The sequence below is a fragment of the Pseudomonas sp. TMB3-21 genome, from assembly GCF_054898145.1.
The window spans coordinates 1,071,571-1,094,969 of sequence record NZ_CM142718.1; the positions used below are offsets into that span (position 1 = coordinate 1,071,571).

Here is a 23,399-nt window from a genome sequence, read left to right on the forward strand (position 1 = left end):
GTGGAAAAAAACCGCATTCTACCCACTTTCAGTGACCATCGGGCACCGTCAACGCTTTGCCGGTACTGGGCCTGTCGCTATACTGCGCGTCAACTTCACGGACAAAGAGCCGAGCTCAAGTGAACCGGCCCACGCCAGTAAAAACCGATAACTTCTTTCTGCTGATCTTCCGTGCACTGCGTCATCGCCGTGTACCGATTGCATTGCGCATCGCCAGCCATAACGTGATCCTGGTCGCTCTGGCCCTGGTGATCTATGCCTGTGTGATGGGTTTGCAGTTCAAGCAGGCCATGCACGAACAGGCCGATGCGCTGGGCGAAAGCCTGACCACGCAGACCGCCACTTCGGCGACCGAGCTGTTGGTGTCCAACGACATCCTCAGCCTCAACGTGCTGCTCAACAACCTGACCAAAAACAAGCTGGTGGCCCACGCGGCCATCTATAGCCCGGATAACCGCATCCTCGCCGAAGCCGGTCAGCGCCCCAAGCACAGCCTGTTGGGCGAAGCCGAGGGCATGTATCAGAGCAAGATCACTTTTCAGGACGTAACCGCCGGGCAGCTACGCATCAGTCTGGACATGGATCAGTTCCAGCAGCCGATGACCATCAGCCTGCAGAGCATGGGCATCCTCAGCGCCATTCTGCTCGCACTGGCGCTGGCCTTGAGCTTGCGTCTGGGTCGCAACCTGACCACACCGCTGATGCAATTGCGTGTCTGGCTGCGCAACATCGACGAATACACCCCGGGCACCGGGCGTCAGGACGAAATCGGTGACCTGGCTCGCCAGCTGCACGCCAACTACGCGCCGGAACCGGTCGAGCCGGAACCCGAGCCAGAGCCTGAGTATGACGATGTCGAGGACGACGAAGATGCCGATTCGGCCTTCGAAGTGCGCAACCTGCGCGATCCGAGCTTTGACGAGAGTCGTCCGGTAGCGGCGTTGAAACCTGCACCCAAGCGCGTCGTCAGCACCGTTGAAGATAACGATGACGACGAAGACCCTTTCGCCGATCTGCGTGACGTGTCCGTCGACAGTGCGCCGAAACCGCTGGTGAAACCGCAGCCATCGAATGTGCCGCAACACAGTGCCGTGCTTGCCGTGCAACTGGGCGCTCAGGATCAGCTGCGTCGTTTGCCGCGCGCTCGCCTGGAAGAACTGCTCAAACGTTATCGTGATTGTCTCGATCAGGCTGCCTCGTTGTACGAGAGTGAATTGCACACGCTCAACGATGGCAGCACGCTGATGCTGTTCCACAGCGAAAACAGCGGCGACGATTACCTGACCAATGCAATTTGCTGCGGTGAACTGCTGCGGGCGCTGGGCCATCAGTTGCAGATCGAAGTCGCTGACAGCGGCATTACCCTGCAATTGCAGTTGGGTTTGACCTTGGGTGACGAGTTGTTCGGCCTGAGCCAGATCGACCTGCTGCTGACCGAACCGGCCCAGGATGCCTTGGCCCTGTCGCAACACAGCCGTAACCTGCTGCTGGTGGAACGCAAGATCAATGACGACCCGCTGATCCGCCAACGCGCGCGGATCCGCCCGATCGCCAGCCCTGAAGGTGCTTGCTGCGTAGAGCGCTTGATGGAGCCGTACCCATCGATGCTGGAACGACAATTGGCGCGGATGCACGAGCGCCGCGCTTAAGCCAAAGCCCTGATGTGAAGAAGCCGGCAGACAAGTGATTGTCTGCGGGCTTCATTGTCGCCAGTACCGCCGCAATCGCTGGCAAGCCAGCTCCTACAGTGTTGCGTTGTTCACGCGATGTAGCGTTCAACACAGGACCTGTAGGAGCTGGCTTGCCAGCGATGAGGCCAGCACACACGATGAACATCTATCGCACAGAAAAAACAAAGCCCGCATCACTGCGGGCTTTGTTTTACATCCGATAACGTCAGAACCTGAACACTTCCATGTCCGTACGAATCGGCGATGCCATTGGAATCTTCGGCTGCTTGTCCTTTTCCGCCGCCGGCGCTGCAGGTTTGGCAGCGGGTTTGCGGGTTTCGGCAATCGGTGGCTGGTTGGCCAGTGGCTTGAGCGCTACTGCCAACTGCTCTGCCAGACGCTGCAGCAACAAACCTTGTGCCTGAACCTGAGCAGCCGTGCCGCCTGCATGTTCTTCCTGCAGGTGAACGATGCGGTTATCGCGCACTTTGCCGCGACGATCGATCAAACGCCATTGTGCATCAAGGATCGCCGGCTGCGACTCACCTGAATCCAGACGAGTAATACTCAACAGAACCTGAACATCCGGAGTGAAGCCAGCGGTTGCCGGCGACAGCACCACGCGCTGACTGTCCAGATGCCCCGCGACCTGGCGCAGCAACAGTTGATCGATGTCGGCAGACAGGCTGCCAGCCCAGCGTCCGTCGGTGGCGGCCTGCAGGCTGCCATCCGCCTGACGCTGCAGCAGGGTTTCGCGCTGCAGATAATCAGCAACAGTGACCGGACCCAGCAAAACCGCCATACCTTTGCTTTGCGCAGGCGGCGTCGGACTACCGCTATCCAGCTGATACAGCGACACCGGCTGATGTACGCTGCAACCCGCCAGGCCAAGAACGCCGGCGAGCATCAAGATAAAAGGAAGGCGCAGAGCAGTCATCGTCCCATCCCGGTGGCCGCCACAAGGCTGACCACAGTGAAAATACTCAATAAATATGAAGAACGCTCGGCCACGCCGGCGCTGGAAAGGACATATCATCCGTGAATATGTCTCCCGACTCCAGCGCCAAAGCATCGATCCAAGCGTTATTTCGCAGATCGGGTGCTCTAGGAGAGCGCTCTCGGCTAATTGAGGTTTTCGACGAGCAGTGCATCCACTCGCTGGAAGCCACGTGGCAATTTGTTACCGCGACGGCCTCGCTCGCCTTTGTAATGTTCAAGGTCGTCCGCTTTAAGCGACAAGGTACGTTTACCGGCCTGCAGCACCAAGGTGGCGCCTTCCGGTAAAACCGCGATGTCGGTGACGTATTCTTCGCGGCTGGCCACGCGTTCACCGGAAATTCCGATGATCTTGTTGCCCTTGCCCTTACCCAATTGTGGCAGATCGCTGATCTTGAAGATCAACAGGCGACCTTCGGTCGTGACCGAGGCCAACCAGTTGTTCTCGCGATCGGTCACCGGGCGCGGCAGGATAACCTTGGAATTGTTCGGCAGACTCAACAGGGCCTTGCCGGCCTTGTTTTTCGCCTGGAAGTCTTCACCCTTGACTACAAACCCGTAACCGGCATCGGAGGCGATAACATACAGCGAATCGTCTTCCGGCATCAGCACGCACTCGAAACTTGCGCCCGGCGGCGGCGTCAGACGGCCGGTCAACGGTTCGCCCTGGCCACGGGCCGAAGGCAACGTGTGCGACGGTACAGAATAACTGCGCCCGGTGGAGTCTATAAATACCGCGAACTGGTTGGAACGCCCGGGCGCCAGTGCTTTGAAACCGTCCCCGGCCTTGTAGGAAAGCCCGGTGGCATCGATGTCATGCCCTTTGGCGGAGCGAACCCAGCCTTTTTCCGACAGCACGACCGTCACCTTCTCGTTCGGCAGCAGGTCGTGCTCGGTCAGTGCCTTGGCTTCCGCACGCTCGACGATAGGCGAACGGCGGTCATCACCGTAGGTTTCCGCGTCTTTGATCAACTCGGTGCGCACCAGTTTTTTCAGCTTGGCTTCGCTGCCCAGCAGGGCTTGCAGCTTGGCTTGCTCCTTGAGCAGTTCATCCTGCTCGGCACGCAACTTCATCTCTTCCAGTCGCGCCAACTGGCGCAAACGGGTGTCGAGAATGTAGTCGGCCTGGATTTCGCTGAGGGCGAAACGCGCGATCAATGCGGCTTTGGGATGCTCCTCGGTACGGATGATGTGGATCACTTCATCCAGGTTGAGGTATGCAATCAACAAACCGTCCAACAGGTGCAGGCGACGCTCGACCTTGTCGAGGCGGAATTGCAGGCGGCGACGCACGGTCCGCACGCGGAATTCCAGCCATTCCACCAACAATGCACGCAGGTTTTTCAACTGCGGCTTGCCGTCCAGGCCAATGATGTTGATGTTGACCCGGTAGCTCGACTCCAGCTCGGTGCTGGCGAACAGGTGCTGCATCAGCGCGTCGTGGTCGAAGTTTTTCCGTGCACCCGGGATGATCACGATGCGGCATGGGTTTTCGTGATCGGATTCATCACGCAAGTCGGCAATCTGCGGCGCCTTGGACGGCTTGGCCTGCATCATGGCTGCGATCTGTTCCAGCACCTTGGCGCCGGAAACCTGATGCGGCAGCGCGGTGACAATAATGTCGCCATCTTCAACGTGATACACGGCGCGCATACGCACCGAGCCACGCCCGGTTTCGTAGATTTTCAGCAGATCGGCGCGCGGCGTGATGATTTCCGCTTCGGTCGGATAATCCGGGCCCTGGATATGCTCGCAGAGTTGCTCAACCGTGGCTTTGGGCTCGTCGAGCAAGCGAACGCAAGCGGTCGCCACTTCGCGCAGGTTGTGCGGCGGCACATCGGTGGCCATGCCGACGGCAATGCCGGTGGTGCCGTTGAGCAGGATGTTAGGCAAACGCGCGGGCAACACCAACGGCTCGTCGAGGGTGCCATCGAAGTTCGGGCCCCAGTCCGCCGTGCCCTGGCCCAGCTCGCTGAGCAGCACTTCGGAATATCGCGACAGGCGTGCTTCGGTGTAACGCATGGCGGCGAAGGACTTCGGATCATCCGGCGCACCCCAGTTGCCCTGACCGTCGACCAGCGTGTAGCGGTAGCTGAACGGCTGGGCCATCAGGACCATGGCTTCGTAGCAGGCGGAGTCGCCGTGCGGGTGAAACTTGCCGAGCACGTCACCGACGGTCCGCGCCGATTTCTTGTGCTTGGAGTCGGCGTCCAGGCCCAGCTCGCTCATGGCGTAAATGATGCGCCGCTGTACCGGTTTCAGGCCGTCGCCGATATGCGGCAAGGCACGGTCCATGATCACGTACATGGAATAGTTGAGGTAGGCACTTTCGGTGAAGTCAGCCAGCGATCGGCGTTCAATGCCGTCTAAGCTGTCTGCAAGGATGTCGCTCATGCGGGCCTCATCGGTTCGTTGTCTGGCGCAGCAGCATGGTGCCACCGCGCTGGGTAAATTCAAGTTGGTTCAGTGCGCTCATGCCGAGCAGCACCTGGTTGCCTTCAAGGCCTGGCACGACAAGTCCGCGAATATCGCGCAGGACAATGTCGCCCAGTTGCAAACGCTGGATACGGGTTCGATAGCCCTCGGTTCGGCCACTGGCGGTGCTCAGGGTCACGGCGAAACCTTTCTCCAGCTTCAGCCGTTCGGCCAGGCTGCCGGGAATGGCGACATCGGTTGCCCCGGTATCCAGCATGAAATCCACCGGCTGACCGTTGAGCTGGCCGCTGGCGACGAAATGCCCCTGACTGTTGCCGACCAGTTTCACTTCGATGAAACCTTCGCCCTGCTCCGAGCTGACCACCGCATTGGGGTTCTGCTGGCGCTGCTCCCACTGACCGAAAAAACGTGTGGCCAGAAACAGCGCCGCGCACCACGCCAGCACCATCAGCACGCGGCCGATGCGTTTGCCTGGCGTCTGCTGACTCATGGCTTGGCACTCCAGCCACCTTCCGGCGCGGCGAAACGCCAGACAACCGGGCGCTGCTCGCCATCGGCGCGGGGGGTGAAATTGTTGTCGATGCCGACCCACGCGCCATCGGCGTCGATCAACAACGCTTCAGTCAGCCCGTAGGGTTGGGGATAGCGCCGATTCGGCAACATCGCTTCATCGGCAAATGACCAGCAGCGTTCGACCTTGGCGGTTTTCGCATCGCGACGGCAGATCTCCAGGTCGAAGCGTTCAAGAGTGAACAACTTGCCGTTGAACAGGGACAGATCAGAGAAATCCCGCGACACGGCTTTGGTCTTGCTGAATTGCGGCGGCTGCATTTCCTTGCCGGCTTCGCTGAGCAGCACGCAGCCGCCGTCGCAATCCCAGACAGTTTGCTTGCGCTTGAGCAGCAGCAAACCGCGCCGTTCACGCTCGGCCGCCAGCCACAGATGATCGCCGGCCGGATTGACCGCCAGGCCCTCGAACAACGAGTTGAAGTTCAGCAACAGACCACTGGCGCGCGCTTCGCGAACCAGCATCGGCGAAATCTTCAGCCATGACGCCGGGCCGAACAGCGGCACCTGCAACACAGCGGCATGCGACTCACTGACGATGTAACGGGTGCCAATGCTGTCGCAGGTGATGCCTTCGAAATCCAGGTCACCACCGCGCACGAAAGACGCAACCCAGGTGCGCGAACGCAAACCCCAGGGCAAACCGCTGTCTGGCACCGGCGGTGGGTCGATGTGCACGGTTTTCGCTTGCCAGGTGCTCAGGCGGGTATCGAGGCGGTATATCTGCCCGTCGTCGCGGTCCGACACGGTCCACAAATCCTTGCCACACTGTGCCAGCCCGGACAGGTTGCCCCCGTGCATGCCGTCCACCGGGTGCTCGGACAACAGGCGCAACTGTGGAGCCGGTGCGGCCAACGCCGACAGCGAACTCAGGAGCAACGCACAGGCCAAGGCAAAGCCAACCCGCATCAGCCAAGAACCTCAGCCAGGTTACCCTTGGATTCGAGCCAGGTCTTGCGATCACCGGCGCGTTTCTTCGCCAGCAGCATGTCCATCATTTCTGCGGTGGCTTCATAAGCGTCACCGAGCGTCAGTTGCACCAGGCGCCGGGTGTTCGGGTCCATGGTGGTTTCGCGCAGTTGCGGCGGGTTCATTTCACCCAGACCCTTGAATCGGGTCACTTGCACCTTGCCGCGTTTTTTCTCGGCGACCAGGCGATCGAGGATGCCATCGCGCTCTGCTTCATCCAGGGCGTAGTAAATGTCTTTGCCGAGGTCGATACGGTACAGCGGCGGCATCGCAACGTAGACGTGACCGGCATCCACCAATGGACGGAAATGCTGGACAAATAAGGCGCAGAGCAGCGTCGCAATGTGCAGACCATCGGAGTCGGCGTCGGCGAGGATGCAGATCTTGCCGTAACGCAGCTGGCTCAAGTCTGCTGCGCCCGGATCAACGCCAATGGCCACGGCGATGTTGTGCACTTCCTGACTGGCCAGCACTTCGCTGCCGTCCACTTCCCAAGTGTTCAGAATCTTGCCGCGCAATGGCAGGATCGCTTGAAACTCTTTGTCCCGCGCCTGCTTGGCCGAACCACCGGCGGAATCGCCTTCCACCAGAAACAGCTCGGATCGCATCGGGTCCTGCCCGGCACAGTCGGCGAGTTTGCCCGGCAAGGCCGGCCCCGCCGTGATCCGCTTGCGTTCGACTTTTTTGCTGGCCTTCAGACGGCGGCCGGCGTTATTGATCGCCAATTCTGCGAGCAACATGCCGGTTTCCGGGTGTGCGTTGAGCCACAGGCTGAACGCGTCCTTGACCACGCCGGAGACAAACGCCGCCGCTTCACGGGACGACAATCGTTCCTTGGTCTGGCCGGAGAATTGCGGTTCCTGCATTTTCATCGACAGAACGAAGGCGATGCGTTCCCAGACGTCTTCCGGCGCCAGCTTCACACCGCGCGGCAGCAGGCTGCGGTATTCACAGAAGTCGCGCATGGCATCGAGCAGGCCCTGACGCAAACCGTTGACGTGGGTGCCGCCCTGCGCCGTCGGGATCAGGTTGACGTAGCTTTCCTGCACGCTGTCGCCACCTTCGGGCAACCATAACAGCGCCCAGTCGACCGCTTCCTTGTTGCCGGCCAGGCTGCCGCAGAACGGCTCATTCGGCAGGCGTTCAAATTCGCTGACGGCGTCAACCAGATACGAACGCAGGCCATCTTCGTAATGCCATTCGACTTTCTCGCCGGTGCCTTTGTCTTCAAAACTGACCAGCAGGCCCGGGCATAGAACAGCCTTGGCCTTGAGCACGTGTTTGAGGCGGCTGATGGAGAACTTCGGCGAATCGAAATATTTGGGGTCAGGGGCAAAGAACACGCTGGTACCGGTGTTGCGCTTGCCAACGGTCCCGACCACTTCCAGCTCGGTCTTCTTGTAACCGTCAGCAAAAGTCATCTGGTATTCGTTGCCGTCGCGCTTCACGCGCACCCGCACTTCGGTCGACAAGGCGTTGACCACGGAAATACCTACCCCGTGCAGACCGCCGGAGAACTGGTAGTTCTTGTTGGAAAACTTGCCACCCGCATGCAGCTTGGTGAGGATCAGTTCGACGCCGGAAACGCCCTCTTCCGGGTGAATGTCCACCGGCATGCCGCGGCCGTCATCGCTGACTTCCAGGGAGTGATCGGCGTGCAGGATGACCTGCACCGAGGAGGCGTGACCCGCCAGAGCTTCGTCGACACTGTTGTCGATCACTTCCTGGGCGAGGTGGTTCGGCCGACTGGTGTCGGTGTACATGCCGGGGCGTTTGCGCACCGGGTCGAGGCCCGAGAGGACTTCGATGGCGTCGGCGTTATAAGAGCTAGCGCTGGGAGTGGCCATAGGGTCTCGTCGTCAGTGTCTGTAGAAAAAAAGGTCTGTCAAAGCAGGCGGACTCACAGTGCAGTGAAATCGATCGACTGATACACATCTGCGCCGATGCCGGCAAAACTCAGCATTGCCGGGAGTTGCGCGGCAAAGCCCTGAAAACTGTGATCGCCACCGGCCTGGATGCGCAGGGCACAGGCTCGGTAATACTGTTGGGCGAGGCGATAATCGAGCGTTTCGTCGCCGGTCTGCAACCACACCTGAAAGCGCTGCGGGTCCTGGGGAGCCGGCACTTCCAGTTCGGCCAGTGCCGCAACGTGGTCATGGGTCAATTCCCAGGTTTCTTCGGTGTACAGGTTTTTCTGCGTGCCCAGGTACCCGTCGAACATCCTGTGCGGGCTGACGGCAGGGTTGATCAATAGAGCCTTGAGGCCATGGCGCTCGGCCAGGTGAGTCGCATAGTAGCCGCCGAGTGAGCTGCCGACCAGCAATGGCCGCCCCAGCTGCAAAATCGCCTCTTCGAGCTGACCGATGGCCTCGCGCGGATGGTGATGCAGCGCCGGCACACGCAGATGATCACTCAAGCCCAGACGGCCCATCACGTCGATCAACTGGCAGGCCTTCTTCGACGAAGGCGCGCTGTTGAAACCGTGGATATAAAGGATCGAACCGGACATCTGAGCTCCCTGTGCCTTGGGTAAAGAAGGCGGAGTTTACAGGGTGTTGGGGGGATCGGGGATATCCGTGGCATTGATGTCGTCCGAGCGGACGCCATCGCCAGCAGGCTGGCTCCCACAGGGTTCTGTGCACGACGCAGATTCAATGTGGGAGCCAGCCTGCTGGCGATGGCTGCACCGCAGATATTCAGTAGCCGTTCGAGCCGTAATCAACCTCGAACTCAAACCCGATCACACGCTCTACCCCGGTTTCAATTTGGCCATCGGGCAAAAGCCGCAACCACCGATACCCCGGCGCCTGCGTCCCCACCTTGAAATCTTCACTGCCCGGTTCGAACTGAATGCAGGTCGACGGTGAAGCCATCAGACGCACGCCGTTACGAATCTCGTCGAATTCCTGATGCACATGCCCCCAAAGCACCGCGCGCACCTGCGGAAACCGGTCGAGCACGGCAAACAACGCTTCGGGATTGCGCAATCCGATCGCCGCCATCCACGGACACCCGATGGGGACTGGGTTATGGTGAAAACACACCAGATGATGGCGCTCCGGTGCCTCGCTCAGCGAGCAGGCCAGCAGTTGCAACTGTTCGTCCTGCAAAAACCCCGGCACCGAGCCCGGCACCGCCGAATCGAGCAAGGTCACGCGCCAGTTGCCGACGTCCACCACCGGCTCCAGCAACGCGGTTTGCACCGCAGCCTCGGCCATGATCTGCGGTTCATCGTGGTTGCCCGGAATCCAGCGGGCCGGCGCATCGAGCTGGCGGGTCAGATCGCGAAACTGCTGATAGGACTCCAGCGTGCCATCCTGGGAAATATCGCCGCTGGCGACGATCAGGTCGATCTGCGGCTGCTGCTGCCTGACCAGTTCGATCACCTGTTGCAGGCTCTCGCGGGTTTTCATGCCCAGCAACGTACCGTCCGCTTCGGCAAACAAATGGCTGTCGGTGAGCTGCACCAGCAGCGCCGAATCGGCGGTGGTCAATGTCGATACGCTCGGCAAGGCGTTCTCCCAGGGCTGGTCACGGGATGGATGAATGCCGCGATTATGCTGGGGGATGATCAAAAGAGGAACGCATGAACCTGACGCAGTTCACACTTAGCGTACGACTTCGTACTCATGCCCCAGCGCGAGACAATGGCTTAACCACTCGCCGAGGAACAGGTTCAGCTGGGCTTTCTCGTCCGGCTGGTGCATCGCGGCGTTCGGGTAAGGATAGATGCCGCGGAAACGTCGTGCATGCTCGGCACTGACCACTTCGGCCATGCAGGCGTCGTGATAGACCTGAACTTCCAGTTGCGGCACCGGCAGCCACGGCAGGCTGTGCTCCTGGCGCACTTGCAAGGTCGTGGTGTATGGGCAGACCTGCAGCACTTCGAGGGCAAGCACGCCCAGCATCTGATCACCGTGGGTCACGGCAATGCGCCGTGCCGCCGGCTCGCTGCGCATGTCCGGCAGCAGTCGCATGAGGCGTGCGTAGTTGGCCTCGCAGGAGGCTTGCAGGCTTACAAGGTCAACCCGATAGCGATCGCGCAGCTTGTTTACGACCATAACCCCCTCACTTCAGCGCGGTTCAACGCCAACCATTGCAAGGCGATGATGCTGGCCGCGTTGGCAATACGTCCGTCGCGCACGGCTTGCAGGGCATCTTCGAAAGCCCACACCGTCACGCGAATATCTTCCGCTTCTTCCTCCAGCCCATGCAGACCGCCAGCCCCGGTTGTCTCGCAACGGCCCAGGAACAAATGCACAAATTCATTGCTGCCGCCCGGCGATGGAAAATATTTGGTCATCGGCCACAGCGCCCCGAATACCAGCCCAGCTTCCTCCTGCGCCTCGCGGTGAGCAACTTCTTCCGGCACTTCATCCTTGTCGATAAGACCGGCGACCAGCTCAATCAGCCACGGGTTATCCGTCTTGCCCATGGCGCCCACGCGAAACTGCTCGATCAGCACCACTTCGTCACGCTGGGGGTCGTACGGCAGCACACACACGGCGTCGTGGCGGACAAACACTTCCCGATTGATTTCGCGGCTCATGCCGCCAGCGAACAATTCGTGGCGCAAGTGCACGCGATCGAGCTTGTAAAAACCCTCGTAGCACTTTTCGCGCCGGACGATCTCGACGGCGGACGGAATGGCGTTGGCAAAATCAGTCATGACAATCCTCGTTTAAACAAATCCGTTGCGAAGCTCCAGCCTCGACTTCGCGCCATCCTAACGCGCTCGCGACCTTTGATGCAGCCCCTTTCCAGCCAGCGGGATAGACGGTGAGGGCGAAAGCAACTCTAATGAGCTTAGTGGCGAACTGATTCCCTCGCTGGCAGTCGAAGCGGGTAACTTTTCGCCTTTCCCTGTTTTATGAAGGACGCCCATGTCGCTTTTTAAAATCGCCTCCGTGGCTGCAATCGCCCTGACCCTGGGCGCCTGCCAGAGTTTGTTCCAGCCCAACTATCGGGCGCCGCTGGAGACCACCCGCGATGCTTCCGAACAACTGAAACCCGGCTGCGCCAGTCAGGATTGTCCGCTGGTGAACATCGACACGCTGCGTTTTCCCGGCGAACCGCAGCTGGACGGTATCGTTGAAAAACGCCTGCTGCAAATGACCCGCACCGCCCCCGACGCACCGGTGGCGCCTACCCTGGCCGCCTATCGCGACGAGTTCCTGCGCAACGCAGGCCCACGCAACAGCAGCTACCTGCAAGCGAAAGTACGCGAGCAGCATGACGGCTTGGTGATCATCGAATTTTCCAGCTACCTGGACACCGGCGGTGCGCATGGCACGCCGGGTCGCAGTTTCATCAACTATTCGCGCCAGCAGCATAAAGTGCTGACGCTGTCGGACATGTTGCTGCCGGGCCAGGAAGAAGCATTCTGGAAAGCGGCGCAAGTGGCGCACAACAGCTGGTTGATCAGCACCAAGCTCGATCAGGAACCGGAATTCCTCAAGCAGTGGCAATTCCAGAAAACCCCGAACGTGGCGCTGACCTACGGCGGCGTGATCCTCAAGTACGAAACCAGCACCATCGCACCGTATGCGCTGGGTCACGTCGAATTGAAGATCCCTTATCCGCGCCTGAACGGCATCCTCAAGCCCGAGCTGTTTCCCGGCCGTAGCTGAAGGCTCGACCGAGCACCAGTTGAAGCAGCCCTGCCACGATCAATGCTGGCAGGGTTGCGCCAATGTCCGGATACAGATTCGCCAGCAAATGATACGTGCTCACCCCGCCCAGCCAGGCAAGCAGCGCCTGCCAGCGCAATGCGGCTGACGCGACCTGGGCACTGCGTTTGCGCAGGATGAAATGATCCACCAGCACCACGCCGAACAGCGGCGCGAACACCGAGCCGATCAACAGCAGAAAGTTTTGATACTGGGCCAACGGTGCCAGCAAGGCGATCAAGGTGCAGATCACACCGATGGCCAGTGCCAGGTGCTCGACTTTCAAGCGCAGCAGAATCCCGCTGGACACCGCCGCCGAGTGAATATCGGCGAAGGCGTTTTCCGACTCATCAAGCAGAATCAGCAACAGTGGAATGCCCAGACCGGCACCGGCCAGCGCCAACAGCAACGCATTCACTTCACCGCTCGGCGCGAACGCCAGGGTGTAGGCGACGCCGAGGCTCATCAGCCAGAAATTACCGATAAAGAAGCCGATCGCAGTGCCGCCGAAAACGTTTTTCGCTCGTTTGCCAAAACGCGAATAGTCGGCAATCAGCGGCAACCACGACAGCGGCATGGCGATCGCGATGTCGAAACCCACCGCAAACGGCATCGAGCCGTCACCGGCCTGTGCCCACAATGCCGCCAGATCAGCTTTGGCGAACAGATTCCAGGTTAACCAGATGCACGCCGCCAGCAGCAGCCAGATGCCCCACTTGCGCAGGATCTGCCGAACAAAGGTTAGCGGACCGCTGACGGCCAGCAAGGTCGCCAGGCCACCAAAAAACACGGTCCACAGCAGTGGATTCGCAAGCAGGCTGCCTTCGCTGAACGCACGAGCGCCGAGCAGCGTGGCGGCGTCGCGCATGACGATGATTTCAAACGAGCCCCAACCGATCAGTTGCAGCAAATTCAGCACCGCCGGCAGGCTTGCGCCATGTTTGCCGAGGCTGAGCTTGAGGGCAGCCATCGAGGACAAGCCGGTGTCACTGCCGATCACGCCGACGGCGGCGAGCAGCAGAACACCAACCAACGTGCCGAGGAAAATCGCCAGCAGCGAACCGGACAGGCCCAGACCTGGTGCGAGAAGTGCGCCGGTCTGCAGCACCATCAGGCCGATGCCGAGGGAGAACCACAGGGAAAAGAGGTCGCGACCGCCGAACACACGCTTGTCGGCGGGCACGGCAATGTCAGGGGAATAAGTGCTGGGTTGAATGCTCAAGGGTGTTATCTCAGAGGGACATTTGTTGTTCTTTTGATCGCTATCGCCAGCAGGCTGGCTCCCACAGGGGACTTGTGAACGCCACAAATCCACTGTGGGAGCCAGCCTGCTGGCGATGGGGCCTGTGCAGGCCCCATCCTTTCAGGTCAGATCAAACCTTCTTGTACAGCTGACTGCCTTCCTGCTTGAACCGCTCGGCCTGGTCCGCCAGTCCTTGGGCGACTTCGGCGTCGACGGTTTCGATCCGTTGGTTGGCCGCGTATTCGCGGACTTCCTGGGTGATCTTCATCGAGCAGAATTTCGGCCCGCACATCGAGCAGAAATGCGCGACCTTGGCCGAATCCTTCGGCAGGGTTTCATCGTGATACGAACGCGCCGTATCCGGGTCCAGCCCCAGGTTGAACTGATCTTCCCAGCGAAATTCGAAGCGCGCCTTGCTCAAGGCATTGTCACGAATCTGCGCACCCGGATGACCTTTGGCAAGATCCGCAGCGTGGGCGGCGATCTTGTAGGTGATAATCCCGGTCTTCACGTCATCCTTGTTCGGCAGGCCCAAGTGTTCCTTCGGCGTGACGTAACAAAGCATCGCGCAACCGAACCAGCCGATCATCGCCGCACCGATACCAGACGTGATGTGGTCGTAACCCGGCGCAATGTCGGTGGTCAGCGGGCCGAGGGTGTAGAACGGCGCCTCGTCGCAGCACTCGAGCTGCTTGTCCATGTTCTCTTTGATCAACTGCATCGGCACGTGGCCCGGCCCTTCGATCATGCACTGCACATCGTGTTTCCAGGCGATCTTGGTCAGCTCGCCGAGGGTCTCCAGTTCACCGAATTGCGCAGCGTCGTTGGCGTCGGCAATCGAGCCCGGACGCAGGCCATCGCCCAGCGAAAAGCTGACGTCGTAGGCCTTCATGATTTCGCAGATGTCTTCGAAATGGGTGTAGAGGAAGTTTTCCTTGTGATGCGCCAGGCACCACTTGGCCATGATCGAACCCCCACGGGAGACGATCCCGGTCACGCGCTTGGCGGTCAGCGGCACGTAGCGCAGCAGCACGCCGGCGTGGATGGTGAAGTAGTCGACGCCCTGCTCGGCCTGTTCGATCAGCGTGTCGCGGAACAGCTCCCAGGTCAGGTCTTCGGCAGCACCGCCGACTTTTTCCAGCGCCTGGTATATCGGCACGGTGCCGATCGGCACCGGCGAGTTGCGGATGATCCACTCGCGGGTTTCGTGGATGTGTTTGCCGGTGGACAAGTCCATGACCGTGTCCGAACCCCAGCGAATGCCCCAGGTCAGTTTCGCCACTTCTTCTTCGATCGACGAACCCAAAGCGCTGTTGCCGATGTTGCCGTTGATCTTCACCAGGAAGTTACGGCCGATGATCATCGGTTCCAGTTCGGTATGGTTGATGTTGGCCGGAATGATCGCGCGACCACGGGCAATCTCGTCACGGACAAACTCGGGAGTAATGATTTTCGGCACGCTGGCGCCGAAGCTGTGACCGGCGTGTTGCTGGTCCAGCAGCCCGGCGGCGCGGGCCACTTCGAGCTTCATGTTTTCGCGGATGGCGACGTATTCCATCTCGGCGGTGATGATGCCTTTGCGCGCGTAATGCATCTGGCTGACGTTGGCCCCGGCCTTGGCGCGACGCGGGTTGTTGACGTGGGCGAAACGCAGCTTGGTCAGCTCGGCATCGGCGAGGCGTTCCTGGCCGAAGTTGGAGCTCAGGCCCGGCAGGCGCTCGGTGTCGCCACGGGATTCGATCCACGGCGAACGCACATCGCCGAGGCCTTTGCGCACGTCGATGATGACGTTGGGGTCGGTGTACGGGCCCGAGGTGTCGTACACGACGACAGGCGCATTGATCTCGCCGCCGAAGTCGGTCGGCGTGACATCAAGGCTGATTTCGCGCATTGGCACGAGGATGTCCGGACGCGAGCCCTGAACGTAGATTTTTTGCGAGCGGGTAAACGGCTGAACAGACTGTTGATCAACTTGCGCCGAGTCACTCAGGTTCGTAGTGTTTTTTAGTTTTATCGTCATCACGGGCTCTCCAGACAGCATCCAGGCAGTGGATTTTTGTCGGAGCGAACCTGTAACGAATGGACGCGACCAATCAGCTGCAAAACGCTGTTGGTGCTGTGCTCGGTGCTCGAGGGCTGTCGACTGTCGATTGTCGAACAACATCCCGGACGAAGCACAAGAGGACTCGCCGGGTGACGAGAAATCTTGTTCCCTACGCAGGCGTTAACCTGATCAGGTTCAACGGGATCCGAAATTATTCGATCTCAGCCTCATAGCAAGGCACCCCGACAAGAACCCGGCCAGTCTAGACACAACGGACAAAGAACGCCAACACCGCAGCAAACACCGTGATGAATGGCGCAATTACAGGATTGTTGCCGAACGTGTGCGCAACTACACTCGCTACGCCGCGCAGCTGATCGAAGCTGCGCATCAGAATCGACCACGTCGCGCTGTTAACCGGCGCGAATCATCAGTGTAATTTTTAGGGATGGCCGCATGCTGCGCAAACTTTCACTGGCCCTTGCCGTGTCTTGTGCTTCCAATGGAATGGCCGGGGCTGCCGAAGCGCCCTTATCCACCTATACCGATCTGGTCAGCGTTTATCAGGAAGCGGTAGACAACAACGCCGACCTCGCCGCTGCACGGGCGCAATACGGCGCGCAGAAGGAAGTCGTGCCCCAGGCCCGTGCCGGGCTGCTGCCGAACCTGTCCGGTGGTGGCCAGATCGCCGATGTGCGCACCGACATCAATCAGCCGTCGGCCGTCGCCAGCCGCAGCGCCAATTCGTATCAGGCGACGCTTTCGCAGCCACTGTTCCGCGCCGATCGCTGGTTCCAGTATCAGGCGGCCAAGGACGTCAACGAGCAAGCCGCGCTGCAACTCTCGGCGACCGAACAGAACCTGATTCTGCAAAGTGCCGAGAGCTATTTCAACGTGCTGCGCAGTCAGGACAACCTGGCGTCGACCAAAGCCGAAGAAGCCGCGTTCAAACGTCAGCTCGATCAGTCCAACGAACGCTTTGACGTCGGCCTGTCGGACAAGACCGATGTGCTGCAATCCCAGGCCAGCTACGACACCGCGCGGGCCAACCGGATTGTTGCGCAGCGCCAGGTGGATGATGCGTTCGAAGCGTTGATCACCCTGACTAACCGTCAGTACAACTCGATTCAAGGCATCGTCCACACCTTGCCGATTCTGCCGCCGGCGCCGAATGACGCGAAGTCGTGGGTCGACACCGCCGCCCGCCAGAACCTCAATCTGTTGGCCAGCAACTACGCGGTCAGCGCCGCCGAAGAAACCCTCAAGCAGCGCAAGGCCGGGCATGCGCCGACCGTGGATGCGGTGGCCCGCTACGAGAAGGGCGACAACGATTCCTTCGGCTTCAGCAACCCCAACGCATTCGGCCAGGCTTACGGTGGCCCGGTCGAGCAGCGCACGCTGGCGTTGCAGTTGAATATTCCAATCTACAGCGGCGGCCTGACCAGCTCGCAGGTGCGTGAGTCTTATGCGCGCCTGAATCAGACCGAGCAACAGCGTGAAGGCTTGCGTCGGCAAGTGGTGGAAAACACGCGCAACCTGCACCGCGCGGTGAATACCGATGTGGAACAGGTGCAGGCGCGCAAACAGTCGATCATCTCCAACCAGAGCGCGGTGGAAGCGACCGAAATCGGTTATCAGGTAGGGACGCGCAACATCGTCGACGTGCTGGATGCCCAGCGTCAGCTGTACACCTCGGTGCGCAATTACAACAACACCCGCTATGACTACATCCTCGACAACCTGCGCCTGAAGCAAGCGGCCGGCACGTTGAACCCGGGGGATCTGGAGGACCTGAAGCGTTACCTCAAGGCCGACTACAACCCGGACAAGGATTTCCTCCCGCCGGATCTGGCCAAGGCTGCGGCCGAACAACTCAAGGCCCGGCCTTAACCTCCGAATGGAATACATTCTGTGGCGAGGGGATTTAGCGAACGTCGCACCGCCCCGTTCGGCGGCGAAGACGTCGTAAACATTCGGGGCCGCTACGCAGCCCACGGGGATAAATCCCCTCGCCACAGTGTTTCAGATCAAACGCCCTAACCCATCCAGCAAGCGCTGCAACGCGCCCTGATTACGCCGCATCACCTGCAACCCCGCCTCCGCCATCCGCTGCGCATCGCGCGGCAGTTCGAACAGCCGCTGCACCGCCAGCGCCAGGCTTTCGGCATCGTCCACTTCCTGTAATGCTCCGGCGCTGCGCAACTGCGCTGCGATTTCGAGGAAGTTGAACAGGTGCGGCCCGCTCAGCACCGGTTTGGCCAGTGCCGCCGGTTCCAGCAGGTTATGCCCGCCATTGGCCACCAGGCTTCCACCGACAAATGCGATATCGGCCAAGGCATAGAGAAACAGCAACTCGCCCATGGTGTCGCCCAGCATCACCGAAGTGCTGGCAGTTACTGCCTCGCTGGAAGACCGACGCACCGTGGCGAACCCCTGTTGCTGGCATAACTCGAACACGGCGTTGAAACGCTCGGGATGGCGCGGCACCAGAATCAGCAACGCATCGGGATGATCCGCCAACAAGCGCCGATGAGCCGCCAGCGCCACTTCGTCTTCGCCGTCGTGGGTACTCGCGGCGATCCAGACCGGACGGTCTTGCGCCTGCCATTGCCCGCGCAACACGGCGGCGCGCTCGAGCAGTTGCGGGTCGATGGTCAGGTCGAATTTGATCGAGCCGGTGACTTCGACAGTTTCCGCACGAGCGCCCAAATGGCGGAAACGCTGGGCCTCCGCCTCGGTTTGCACGGCAAACAGGCTCATCTCGGCGAGCATCGGCCCGGTCAGCTTTCTGAAGCGCCCATAACCTTTGGCCGAACGTTCGGACAATCGCGCATTGGCCAGCGCGACCGGAATACCTCGCTTGGCGCACTGATGGATATGGTTGGGCCACAGCTCGGTTTCCATGATCACGGCCAGTTTCGGCTGGACCCGATCGAGAAACCGCGCCGCTGCGCACGGCAAGTCATACGGCAGGTAGCAATGCTGAATCCGTGGCTCGTTGGCGAACAGTGCCTGGATGCGCTCCGAGCCCGTCGGGGTCATGCACGTCACGGTCATGGGCAGCGCCGGATAGCGTTGCAGCAAGGCGCGAATCATCGGCGCGGCCGCAATGCTCTCGCCCACGGACACCGCGTGCACCCAGATGCCGCCAGATTGCATCGTCGGCAAGCCGAGGGAAAACCGTTCGCCGACGCGCTTGGCGTACGCCGGCGCTTTGCGCGCTCGCAGCCACAGCCGAATCGCTACCAATGGCAGCCCCAGGTAAAACAGCGCGGTGTAGAGAGTTCTATTCATGGCGGCGGAGTTTATCGGCTTTTCTCACCGATCGCCTGCAAGTGCACGGCAAAACGTTCCGCCAGCCAACGGGCGGCCGGACCCAAGGGCTCATCACGGCGCCACACCAGTTCGACGATCAGCGCCGGCGGCGTCCATTCGCTGTCCAGTTCGACCATCTGCCCCTGATACGCCGGGTATTGCACAACGTGCCGTGGCAACCACGCCCAACCGAGGCCACGCACTAGCCACTCGGCCATCACGTAAAAACTGTCAGCCCGCCATACCTGCGGGCTAGCGGGCTCGCTGCCGGGGTAGACGCTGGACTGTGTGGACATCAGCAATTGCCGGTGTTGCGCCAGTTGCTGACGGTCCACCTTGTGCTGTTGCGCCAGCGGATGGCCCACGCCGCACACTGTGACCATCTCGACGCTGCCGAGCACTCGTCGCTCCAGCGCTTCGGAAATCTGGTCGTGATAGAACAGCAAGCCCAGATCCGCCCTGCGCTCCACCAGTTTGCGTGCCACATCGCCCTGCGCGGCGCTGGTCAGTTGCACCTCCAGGCTGGGAAATTTATCGGCCAGCGCCTCGAAGCTCTCGATGATCGGCTGATACGGCATCGCTTCGTCCTGCGCCACCCGCAGGCGAGCCTCTTGGCCGCGCATCATCGCCAGCGCCCGACCATTGAGGCGCTCGCACTGGCGGAGCACTTCCCGCGCCTCGTCGAGCAAGGCAGTGCCCGCCTCGGTCAGCCTTGGCTGACGACCGCTGCTGCGCTCGAACAGGCCCACGCCCAGATCCGCTTCAAGCAATGCAATTGCGCTGCTGACCGCTGATTGCGCTTTACGCTGATCGCGCGCCACCGCCGAAAACGAGCGACGTTCCGCGACGCTGACGAACAGGCGTAGCTGTTCAAGATTCCACTGCATGCGCACCACCCATCTTCGAATCAGATAGGTAATGACTTTACCGCATCCAGGGAATCTCTAAAATGCCGACCTCATCAGCAACACTTCACACGAGGATGCCTCTATGACCGCTTATTACTACCTGGCCATTGCCATCTGCGCCGAAGTGATCGCGACAGTTTCGATGAAAGCCGTCAAAGGATTCAGCACGCCATTGCCGCTGATTCTGGTCATTGTCGGTTATGGCATTGCCTTCTGGATGCTTACCCTGGTGGTTCGCACCGTACCGGTGGGCGTGGCTTACGCGGTGTGGGCCGGCTTGGGGATCGTGATGGTCAGCGTCGCGGCGCTGTTCATTTACGGGCAGAAACTGGACGTGCCGGCGATGCTGGGGATGGCGCTGATCGTATTGGGCGTCGTCGTCATCCAGCTGTTCTCGAAAACCGCAGGGCATTAAAGCCCGAACTGCTATCAGTGGGAGTGAGCCTGCTCGCGATATCGGTTTACCAATCGACGCATTTGTTGCTGGGTATACCGCTATCGCGAGCAGGCTCACTCCTACAGGTCCATCGGCCGCTGCAAACTTCGAATCTGTATACTGCGCCCTCGTCTTGAACACTGAGGTCGCTGCATGCCATCTGTTATTTCCACCGACGTTCTAATTGTCGGCGCTGGTGTCGCCGGCCTCTGGCTGAATGCGCGCCTGCGCCGCCAAGGGTTTTCGACCGTGCTGGTGGAAAGCGCCACACTCGGTGGCGGGCAGAGCATGAAGTCTCAGGGCATCATCCACGGTGGCGCCAAATACGCGCTGCACGGCGCGCTGACCGGCGCTTCGGAAGCCATCGCCGACATGCCACGGCGCTGGCGTGAAGCCTTGGCTGGCGACGGCGAGCTGGACCTGTCCGGCGTGCGCCTGTTGTCCGATGCCCATTACCTGTGGTCCCCCGGCACACTCGCCGGCAACCTCACCAGTTTCTTCGCCAGCAAGGCCGTGCGTGGCCGTGTCGATCAGGTCAAAGGTGACCAACTGCCGCCGGCCCTGCAAGACAAGCGCTTCAAGGGCAAGGTCTATCGACTGGCGGAACTGGTCGTGGACGTGCCGAGCCTGATCCAGCGGCTGGCCGATCTGGCGGGCGACGGTTTGCTCGCCGGTCACAGCATCGAACCGTTGCTCGAAGGTGGAAAACTGGTCGGACTGAAAGTCGATGAGCACGAGATTCGCGCGCAACGCATCGTCATCAGCGCCGGCGCCGGCACAGCGACTTTGCTCGAAACCCTCGGCATCAGCCGCCCGGCCATGCAACGCCGGCCGCTGCACATGATCATTGCCAAAGGCCCCGGCCTCAAACCGCTGTATGCCCACTGCCTGGGCGGCGGGACCAAACCGCGCATCACCATTACCACGCATCCGGCGGCTGATGGCCAATGGGTCTGGTACCTCGGCGGTGACATCGCCGAAACCGACGGGGTCAACCGTCAACCGGCCGAGCAAATTGCCACGGCGCAGAAAGAGCTCGGCCAATTATTGCCCTGGATCGACCTGAGCACAGCGCAGTGGGCGACATTGCGTGTGGATCGTGCCGAACCGCTGCAAACCGGCCTGACCCGCCCGGACAATGCTTTTCTGGCCGAAGAAGGCCGACTGCTGGTTGGCTGGCCGACCAAACTGGCGCTGGCACCGGACTTTGCCGATCGCGTTATCGCCAGCCTTGAGCGCGACGGCATCCAGCCGAGCCAGGCCGCGCCCCTGCCCGACTTGCCAAAACCACCGATGGGTGTGCCCGCCTGGGAGCAACTGCTGCCATGAGCCAACCGACACTGCACGAACTGCATCGCCCGCTGGGCAGCACTGGCCTTTCGGTTTCACCGCTGGGCCTGGGCACGGTCAAACTCGGCCGTGACCAGGGCGTGAAATACCCTAACGGTTTCAAGATCCCCGATGACGAAGAAGCACGCATGCTGCTCACGTTTGCCCGCAACCTGGGCATCAACCTGATCGACACTGCGCCGGCCTACGGTCAAAGCGAAGAACGCCTCGGCCCGTTACTGCGTGGCCAGCGTCAGGACTGGGTGATCGTCAGCAAGGTCGGCGAAGAGTTTGTTGACGGTCAATCGAGCCATGATTTCAGCGCCGCGCACACTCGCCTCTCCGTGGAGCGCAGTCTGCAACGTCTGGAAACGGATTTTATCGACCTGGTACTGGTGCACTCCCACGGCAACGATCTGGCGATTCTTGAAGGCTGCGAAGTTTACGCGACCCTCGCCGCACTCAAGGCCGAAGGCAAAATCCGCGGTTTCGGTTTCTCCGGAAAAACCGTCGAAGGTGGTCTGAAGGCTCTGGAGCAAGGTGATTGCGCGATGGTCACCTACAATCTGAACGAACAGAGCGAGAAGCCGGTCATTGACTATGCTGCTGCACACGGCAAAGCCATCCTGGTGAAAAAAGCCCTCGCCAGCGGCCATGTCTGCCTGAGCCCGGGCGTCGATCCGGTGCGCGCCAGCTTCGAGCTGTTGTTTGAACATCCGGGTATTGCCAGTGCTATTGTCGGCACCATCAATCCGCTGCACCTCGCCCACAACGTCGCGACCGTTGCCAACGTCCTACGTAGAAACTGATGCCGCCCACGCGGCCTTAAGCAGGAGCCGACATGCCGCGCACGCTCATCAGAAAGAATCCGAGCAACTTCAAGACCCTGCCGTTATCTGTCGAAGCGACTCCCGAAGGCTTGAGTTATCAGAGCATCGGGATGCCGCTCAATTTCGCGCAAACCCTGCAACGCCGCCGCCCGGTCTCCGTCGACGACCCTGAACGGTTCACGCTTGAGCTGGCCAATCTTGGGGTGTCGGTGCGACTTACCCTGCATTGGCAGAACCGCGATTACTGGATTCTGGTGCGCCAGCGCCGGCAAGACCGTGGCGATGTGGTGCTCAAGCTGATCTCCGGGTACGTGCCGGCCCACGAACTGAACCTGCCGCTACACACCGCAATTCAGGAAATTGCTGAAGAATGCATGCTGGAAACCCCGGAGGGCTGGCTCGGCGGGCGCTTCAACGATACCTGGCTGCCGGCACCCTATGCTTCGGCGCTTCACTATCGCGAGGCGCTGCCGTTTCGTCTGACCCCGCTGTCCGGCGCGCCGAGGCCGGTACGCTGCGGCCAATTGCAACTGCTGGAGCGTCCGTGGGCGTATGTGCACTTGCCGACTGCTTCGCTGCAATTGATCTATGACTTGCGCCTCGAAGTGCCGAAAGAAGCCAAATCCCTGAGTCTGTTCCATGTTGACGAACGACTTGAAGGTGATCAACTGGTGACCCGACTGGATCGCAAGCGCCCCGATCTGTATCTGATGCCACTGCACGACGGTCAGCCGATGGCCGAACTGTATACGTTGAAAAAAGATCAGCTCTATCCGGCGAGTACCCGCGGCTTGTACCTGGCGGAAAGTTTTTCCCGGCAGGAGGGTTGGCTGGTGCGCGACGAGCGGATTCGCTGGAAGGATTGGGTGCGGCAGCAAGGTCTGAGCCCGCCGGGGAAAAATTCCGGGTTAGCCCGATTAGGCGGGAAAGCGAAGCAACTGCTGAAGAAAATCGTACCGCGAAAAAAGGTCAGCCCTTGAAAGCAAA

The 23,399-nt window shown here is 60.5% G+C and carries 20 protein-coding genes and 1 riboswitch; of the genes, 7 read left to right on the forward strand and 13 right to left on the reverse strand.

The genetic code is table 11. The features are described from left to right. Positions 1 to 119 precede the first annotated feature (119 nt). Positions 120 to 1,649 carry an AhpA/YtjB family protein gene (locus ACYZTS_RS05020; RefSeq protein WP_461994456.1) on the forward strand — a complete coding sequence of 510 codons (1,530 nt, stop codon included), beginning with the start codon at positions 120 to 122 and terminating at the stop codon, positions 1,647 to 1,649. A 247-nt stretch (positions 1,650 to 1,896) separates the two neighbouring features. On the opposite strand, the gene ACYZTS_RS05025 is transcribed toward ACYZTS_RS05020, so the two are convergent. From ACYZTS_RS05025 to ACYZTS_RS05065, 9 genes are all read right to left on the reverse strand, one after another. Next, complete coding sequence (locus tag ACYZTS_RS05025) at positions 1,897 to 2,607, reverse strand: PqiC family protein (protein ID WP_028621984.1); 711 nt, start codon at positions 2,605 to 2,607, stop codon at positions 1,897 to 1,899. A gap of 185 nt (positions 2,608 to 2,792) precedes the next feature. Then, complete coding sequence (gene parC, locus ACYZTS_RS05030) at positions 2,793 to 5,060, reverse strand: DNA topoisomerase IV subunit A (RefSeq protein ID WP_028621983.1); 2,268 nt, start codon at positions 5,058 to 5,060, stop codon at positions 2,793 to 2,795. A 7-nt stretch (positions 5,061 to 5,067) separates the two neighbouring features. Next, a complete protein-coding gene (locus ACYZTS_RS05035; protein ID WP_461994459.1) occupies positions 5,068 to 5,592 on the reverse strand; it encodes a retropepsin-like aspartic protease family protein in 525 nt (174 codons plus the stop codon). Beyond that, positions 5,589 to 6,578 (reverse strand): esterase-like activity of phytase family protein, encoded by a 990-nt coding sequence (locus ACYZTS_RS05040; protein WP_461994461.1) that lies wholly within the window; start codon positions 6,576 to 6,578, stop codon positions 5,589 to 5,591. Before ACYZTS_RS05040 ends, ACYZTS_RS05035 begins: the two co-directional genes overlap by 4 nt. Then, positions 6,578 to 8,485: a DNA topoisomerase IV subunit B gene (gene parE, locus ACYZTS_RS05045; protein ID WP_461994463.1), complete on the reverse strand. Its 1,908-nt coding sequence runs from the start codon at positions 8,483 to 8,485 to the stop codon at positions 6,578 to 6,580. The genes ACYZTS_RS05040 and parE overlap by 1 nt, the downstream gene beginning before the upstream one ends. Positions 8,486 to 8,538: 53 nt before the next feature. Continuing rightward, on the reverse strand, positions 8,539 to 9,147 hold the full coding sequence (locus ACYZTS_RS05050) for a YqiA/YcfP family alpha/beta fold hydrolase (RefSeq protein ID WP_461994465.1): 609 nt from the start codon (positions 9,145 to 9,147) through the stop codon (positions 8,539 to 8,541). A 187-nt stretch (positions 9,148 to 9,334) separates the two neighbouring features. Next, positions 9,335 to 10,150 carry a 3',5'-cyclic-AMP phosphodiesterase gene (gene cpdA, locus ACYZTS_RS05055; RefSeq protein ID WP_461994467.1) on the reverse strand — a complete coding sequence of 272 codons (816 nt, stop codon included), beginning with the start codon at positions 10,148 to 10,150 and terminating at the stop codon, positions 9,335 to 9,337. Between the two features lie 96 nt (positions 10,151 to 10,246). Then, positions 10,247 to 10,699: a DUF1249 domain-containing protein gene (locus ACYZTS_RS05060; protein WP_028621977.1), complete on the reverse strand. Its 453-nt coding sequence runs from the start codon at positions 10,697 to 10,699 to the stop codon at positions 10,247 to 10,249. Continuing rightward, positions 10,690 to 11,307, reverse strand: coding sequence for an NUDIX domain-containing protein (locus ACYZTS_RS05065; RefSeq protein WP_461994469.1), 618 nt, complete (start codon positions 11,305 to 11,307; stop codon positions 10,690 to 10,692). The genes ACYZTS_RS05060 and ACYZTS_RS05065 overlap by 10 nt, the downstream gene beginning before the upstream one ends. 214 nt (positions 11,308 to 11,521) lie before the next feature. On the opposite strand from ACYZTS_RS05065, the gene ACYZTS_RS05070 reads away from it, so the two are divergent. Further along, positions 11,522 to 12,268 carry an RsiV family protein gene (locus tag ACYZTS_RS05070; RefSeq protein WP_028621975.1) on the forward strand — a complete coding sequence of 249 codons (747 nt, stop codon included), beginning with the start codon at positions 11,522 to 11,524 and terminating at the stop codon, positions 12,266 to 12,268. Here the strand turns inward: ACYZTS_RS05070 and cytX are convergent. Both cytX and thiC read right to left on the reverse strand, forming a co-directional pair. Further along, on the reverse strand, positions 12,237 to 13,529 hold the full coding sequence (cytX, locus tag ACYZTS_RS05075; RefSeq protein ID WP_461994471.1) for a putative hydroxymethylpyrimidine transporter CytX: 1,293 nt from the start codon (positions 13,527 to 13,529) through the stop codon (positions 12,237 to 12,239). The genes ACYZTS_RS05070 and cytX overlap by 32 nt on opposite strands. A gap of 151 nt (positions 13,530 to 13,680) precedes the next feature. Beyond that, entirely contained in the window at positions 13,681 to 15,570 is a 1,890-nt protein-coding gene (gene thiC / locus ACYZTS_RS05080; protein ID WP_028621973.1) for a phosphomethylpyrimidine synthase ThiC, read from the reverse strand. 173 nt (positions 15,571 to 15,743) lie between these two features. Further along, positions 15,744 to 15,849: riboswitch (TPP riboswitch) on the reverse strand. A 201-nt stretch (positions 15,850 to 16,050) separates the two neighbouring features. Here thiC and ACYZTS_RS05085 point away from each other — a divergent pair. Further along, entirely contained in the window at positions 16,051 to 17,484 is a 1,434-nt protein-coding gene (locus ACYZTS_RS05085) for a TolC family outer membrane protein (RefSeq protein ID WP_461994474.1), read from the forward strand. Positions 17,485 to 17,616: 132 nt separating this feature from the next. Here ACYZTS_RS05085 and waaA read toward each other — a convergent pair whose 3' ends face one another. Together waaA and ACYZTS_RS05095 are read right to left on the reverse strand one after the other, a co-directional pair. Then, complete coding sequence (gene waaA, locus ACYZTS_RS05090; RefSeq protein ID WP_461994476.1) at positions 17,617 to 18,888, reverse strand: lipid IV(A) 3-deoxy-D-manno-octulosonic acid transferase; 1,272 nt, start codon at positions 18,886 to 18,888, stop codon at positions 17,617 to 17,619. Positions 18,889 to 18,899: 11 nt separating this feature from the next. After that, on the reverse strand, positions 18,900 to 19,796 hold the full coding sequence (locus ACYZTS_RS05095; RefSeq protein WP_461994478.1) for a LysR family transcriptional regulator: 897 nt from the start codon (positions 19,794 to 19,796) through the stop codon (positions 18,900 to 18,902). Positions 19,797 to 19,899: 103 nt separating this feature from the next. On the opposite strand from ACYZTS_RS05095, the gene ACYZTS_RS05100 reads away from it, so the two are divergent. The 4 genes from ACYZTS_RS05100 (at position 19,900) to ACYZTS_RS05115 (ending at position 23,392) form a co-directional block, all read left to right on the forward strand. Further along, positions 19,900 to 20,232, forward strand: coding sequence for a DMT family transporter (locus tag ACYZTS_RS05100; protein ID WP_028623976.1), 333 nt, complete (start codon positions 19,900 to 19,902; stop codon positions 20,230 to 20,232). Between the two features lie 174 nt (positions 20,233 to 20,406). Continuing rightward, positions 20,407 to 21,582, forward strand: a complete 1,176-nt coding sequence (locus ACYZTS_RS05105; protein ID WP_461994480.1) for an NAD(P)/FAD-dependent oxidoreductase — start codon at positions 20,407 to 20,409, stop codon at positions 21,580 to 21,582. After that, positions 21,579 to 22,391 carry an aldo/keto reductase gene (locus tag ACYZTS_RS05110; protein ID WP_461994482.1) on the forward strand — a complete coding sequence of 271 codons (813 nt, stop codon included), beginning with the start codon at positions 21,579 to 21,581 and terminating at the stop codon, positions 22,389 to 22,391. Before ACYZTS_RS05105 ends, ACYZTS_RS05110 begins: the two co-directional genes overlap by 4 nt. A gap of 32 nt (positions 22,392 to 22,423) precedes the next feature. Next, complete coding sequence (locus tag ACYZTS_RS05115) at positions 22,424 to 23,392, forward strand: hypothetical protein (protein WP_028623979.1); 969 nt, start codon at positions 22,424 to 22,426, stop codon at positions 23,390 to 23,392. The last annotated feature ends 7 nt before the right edge of the window (positions 23,393 to 23,399 follow it).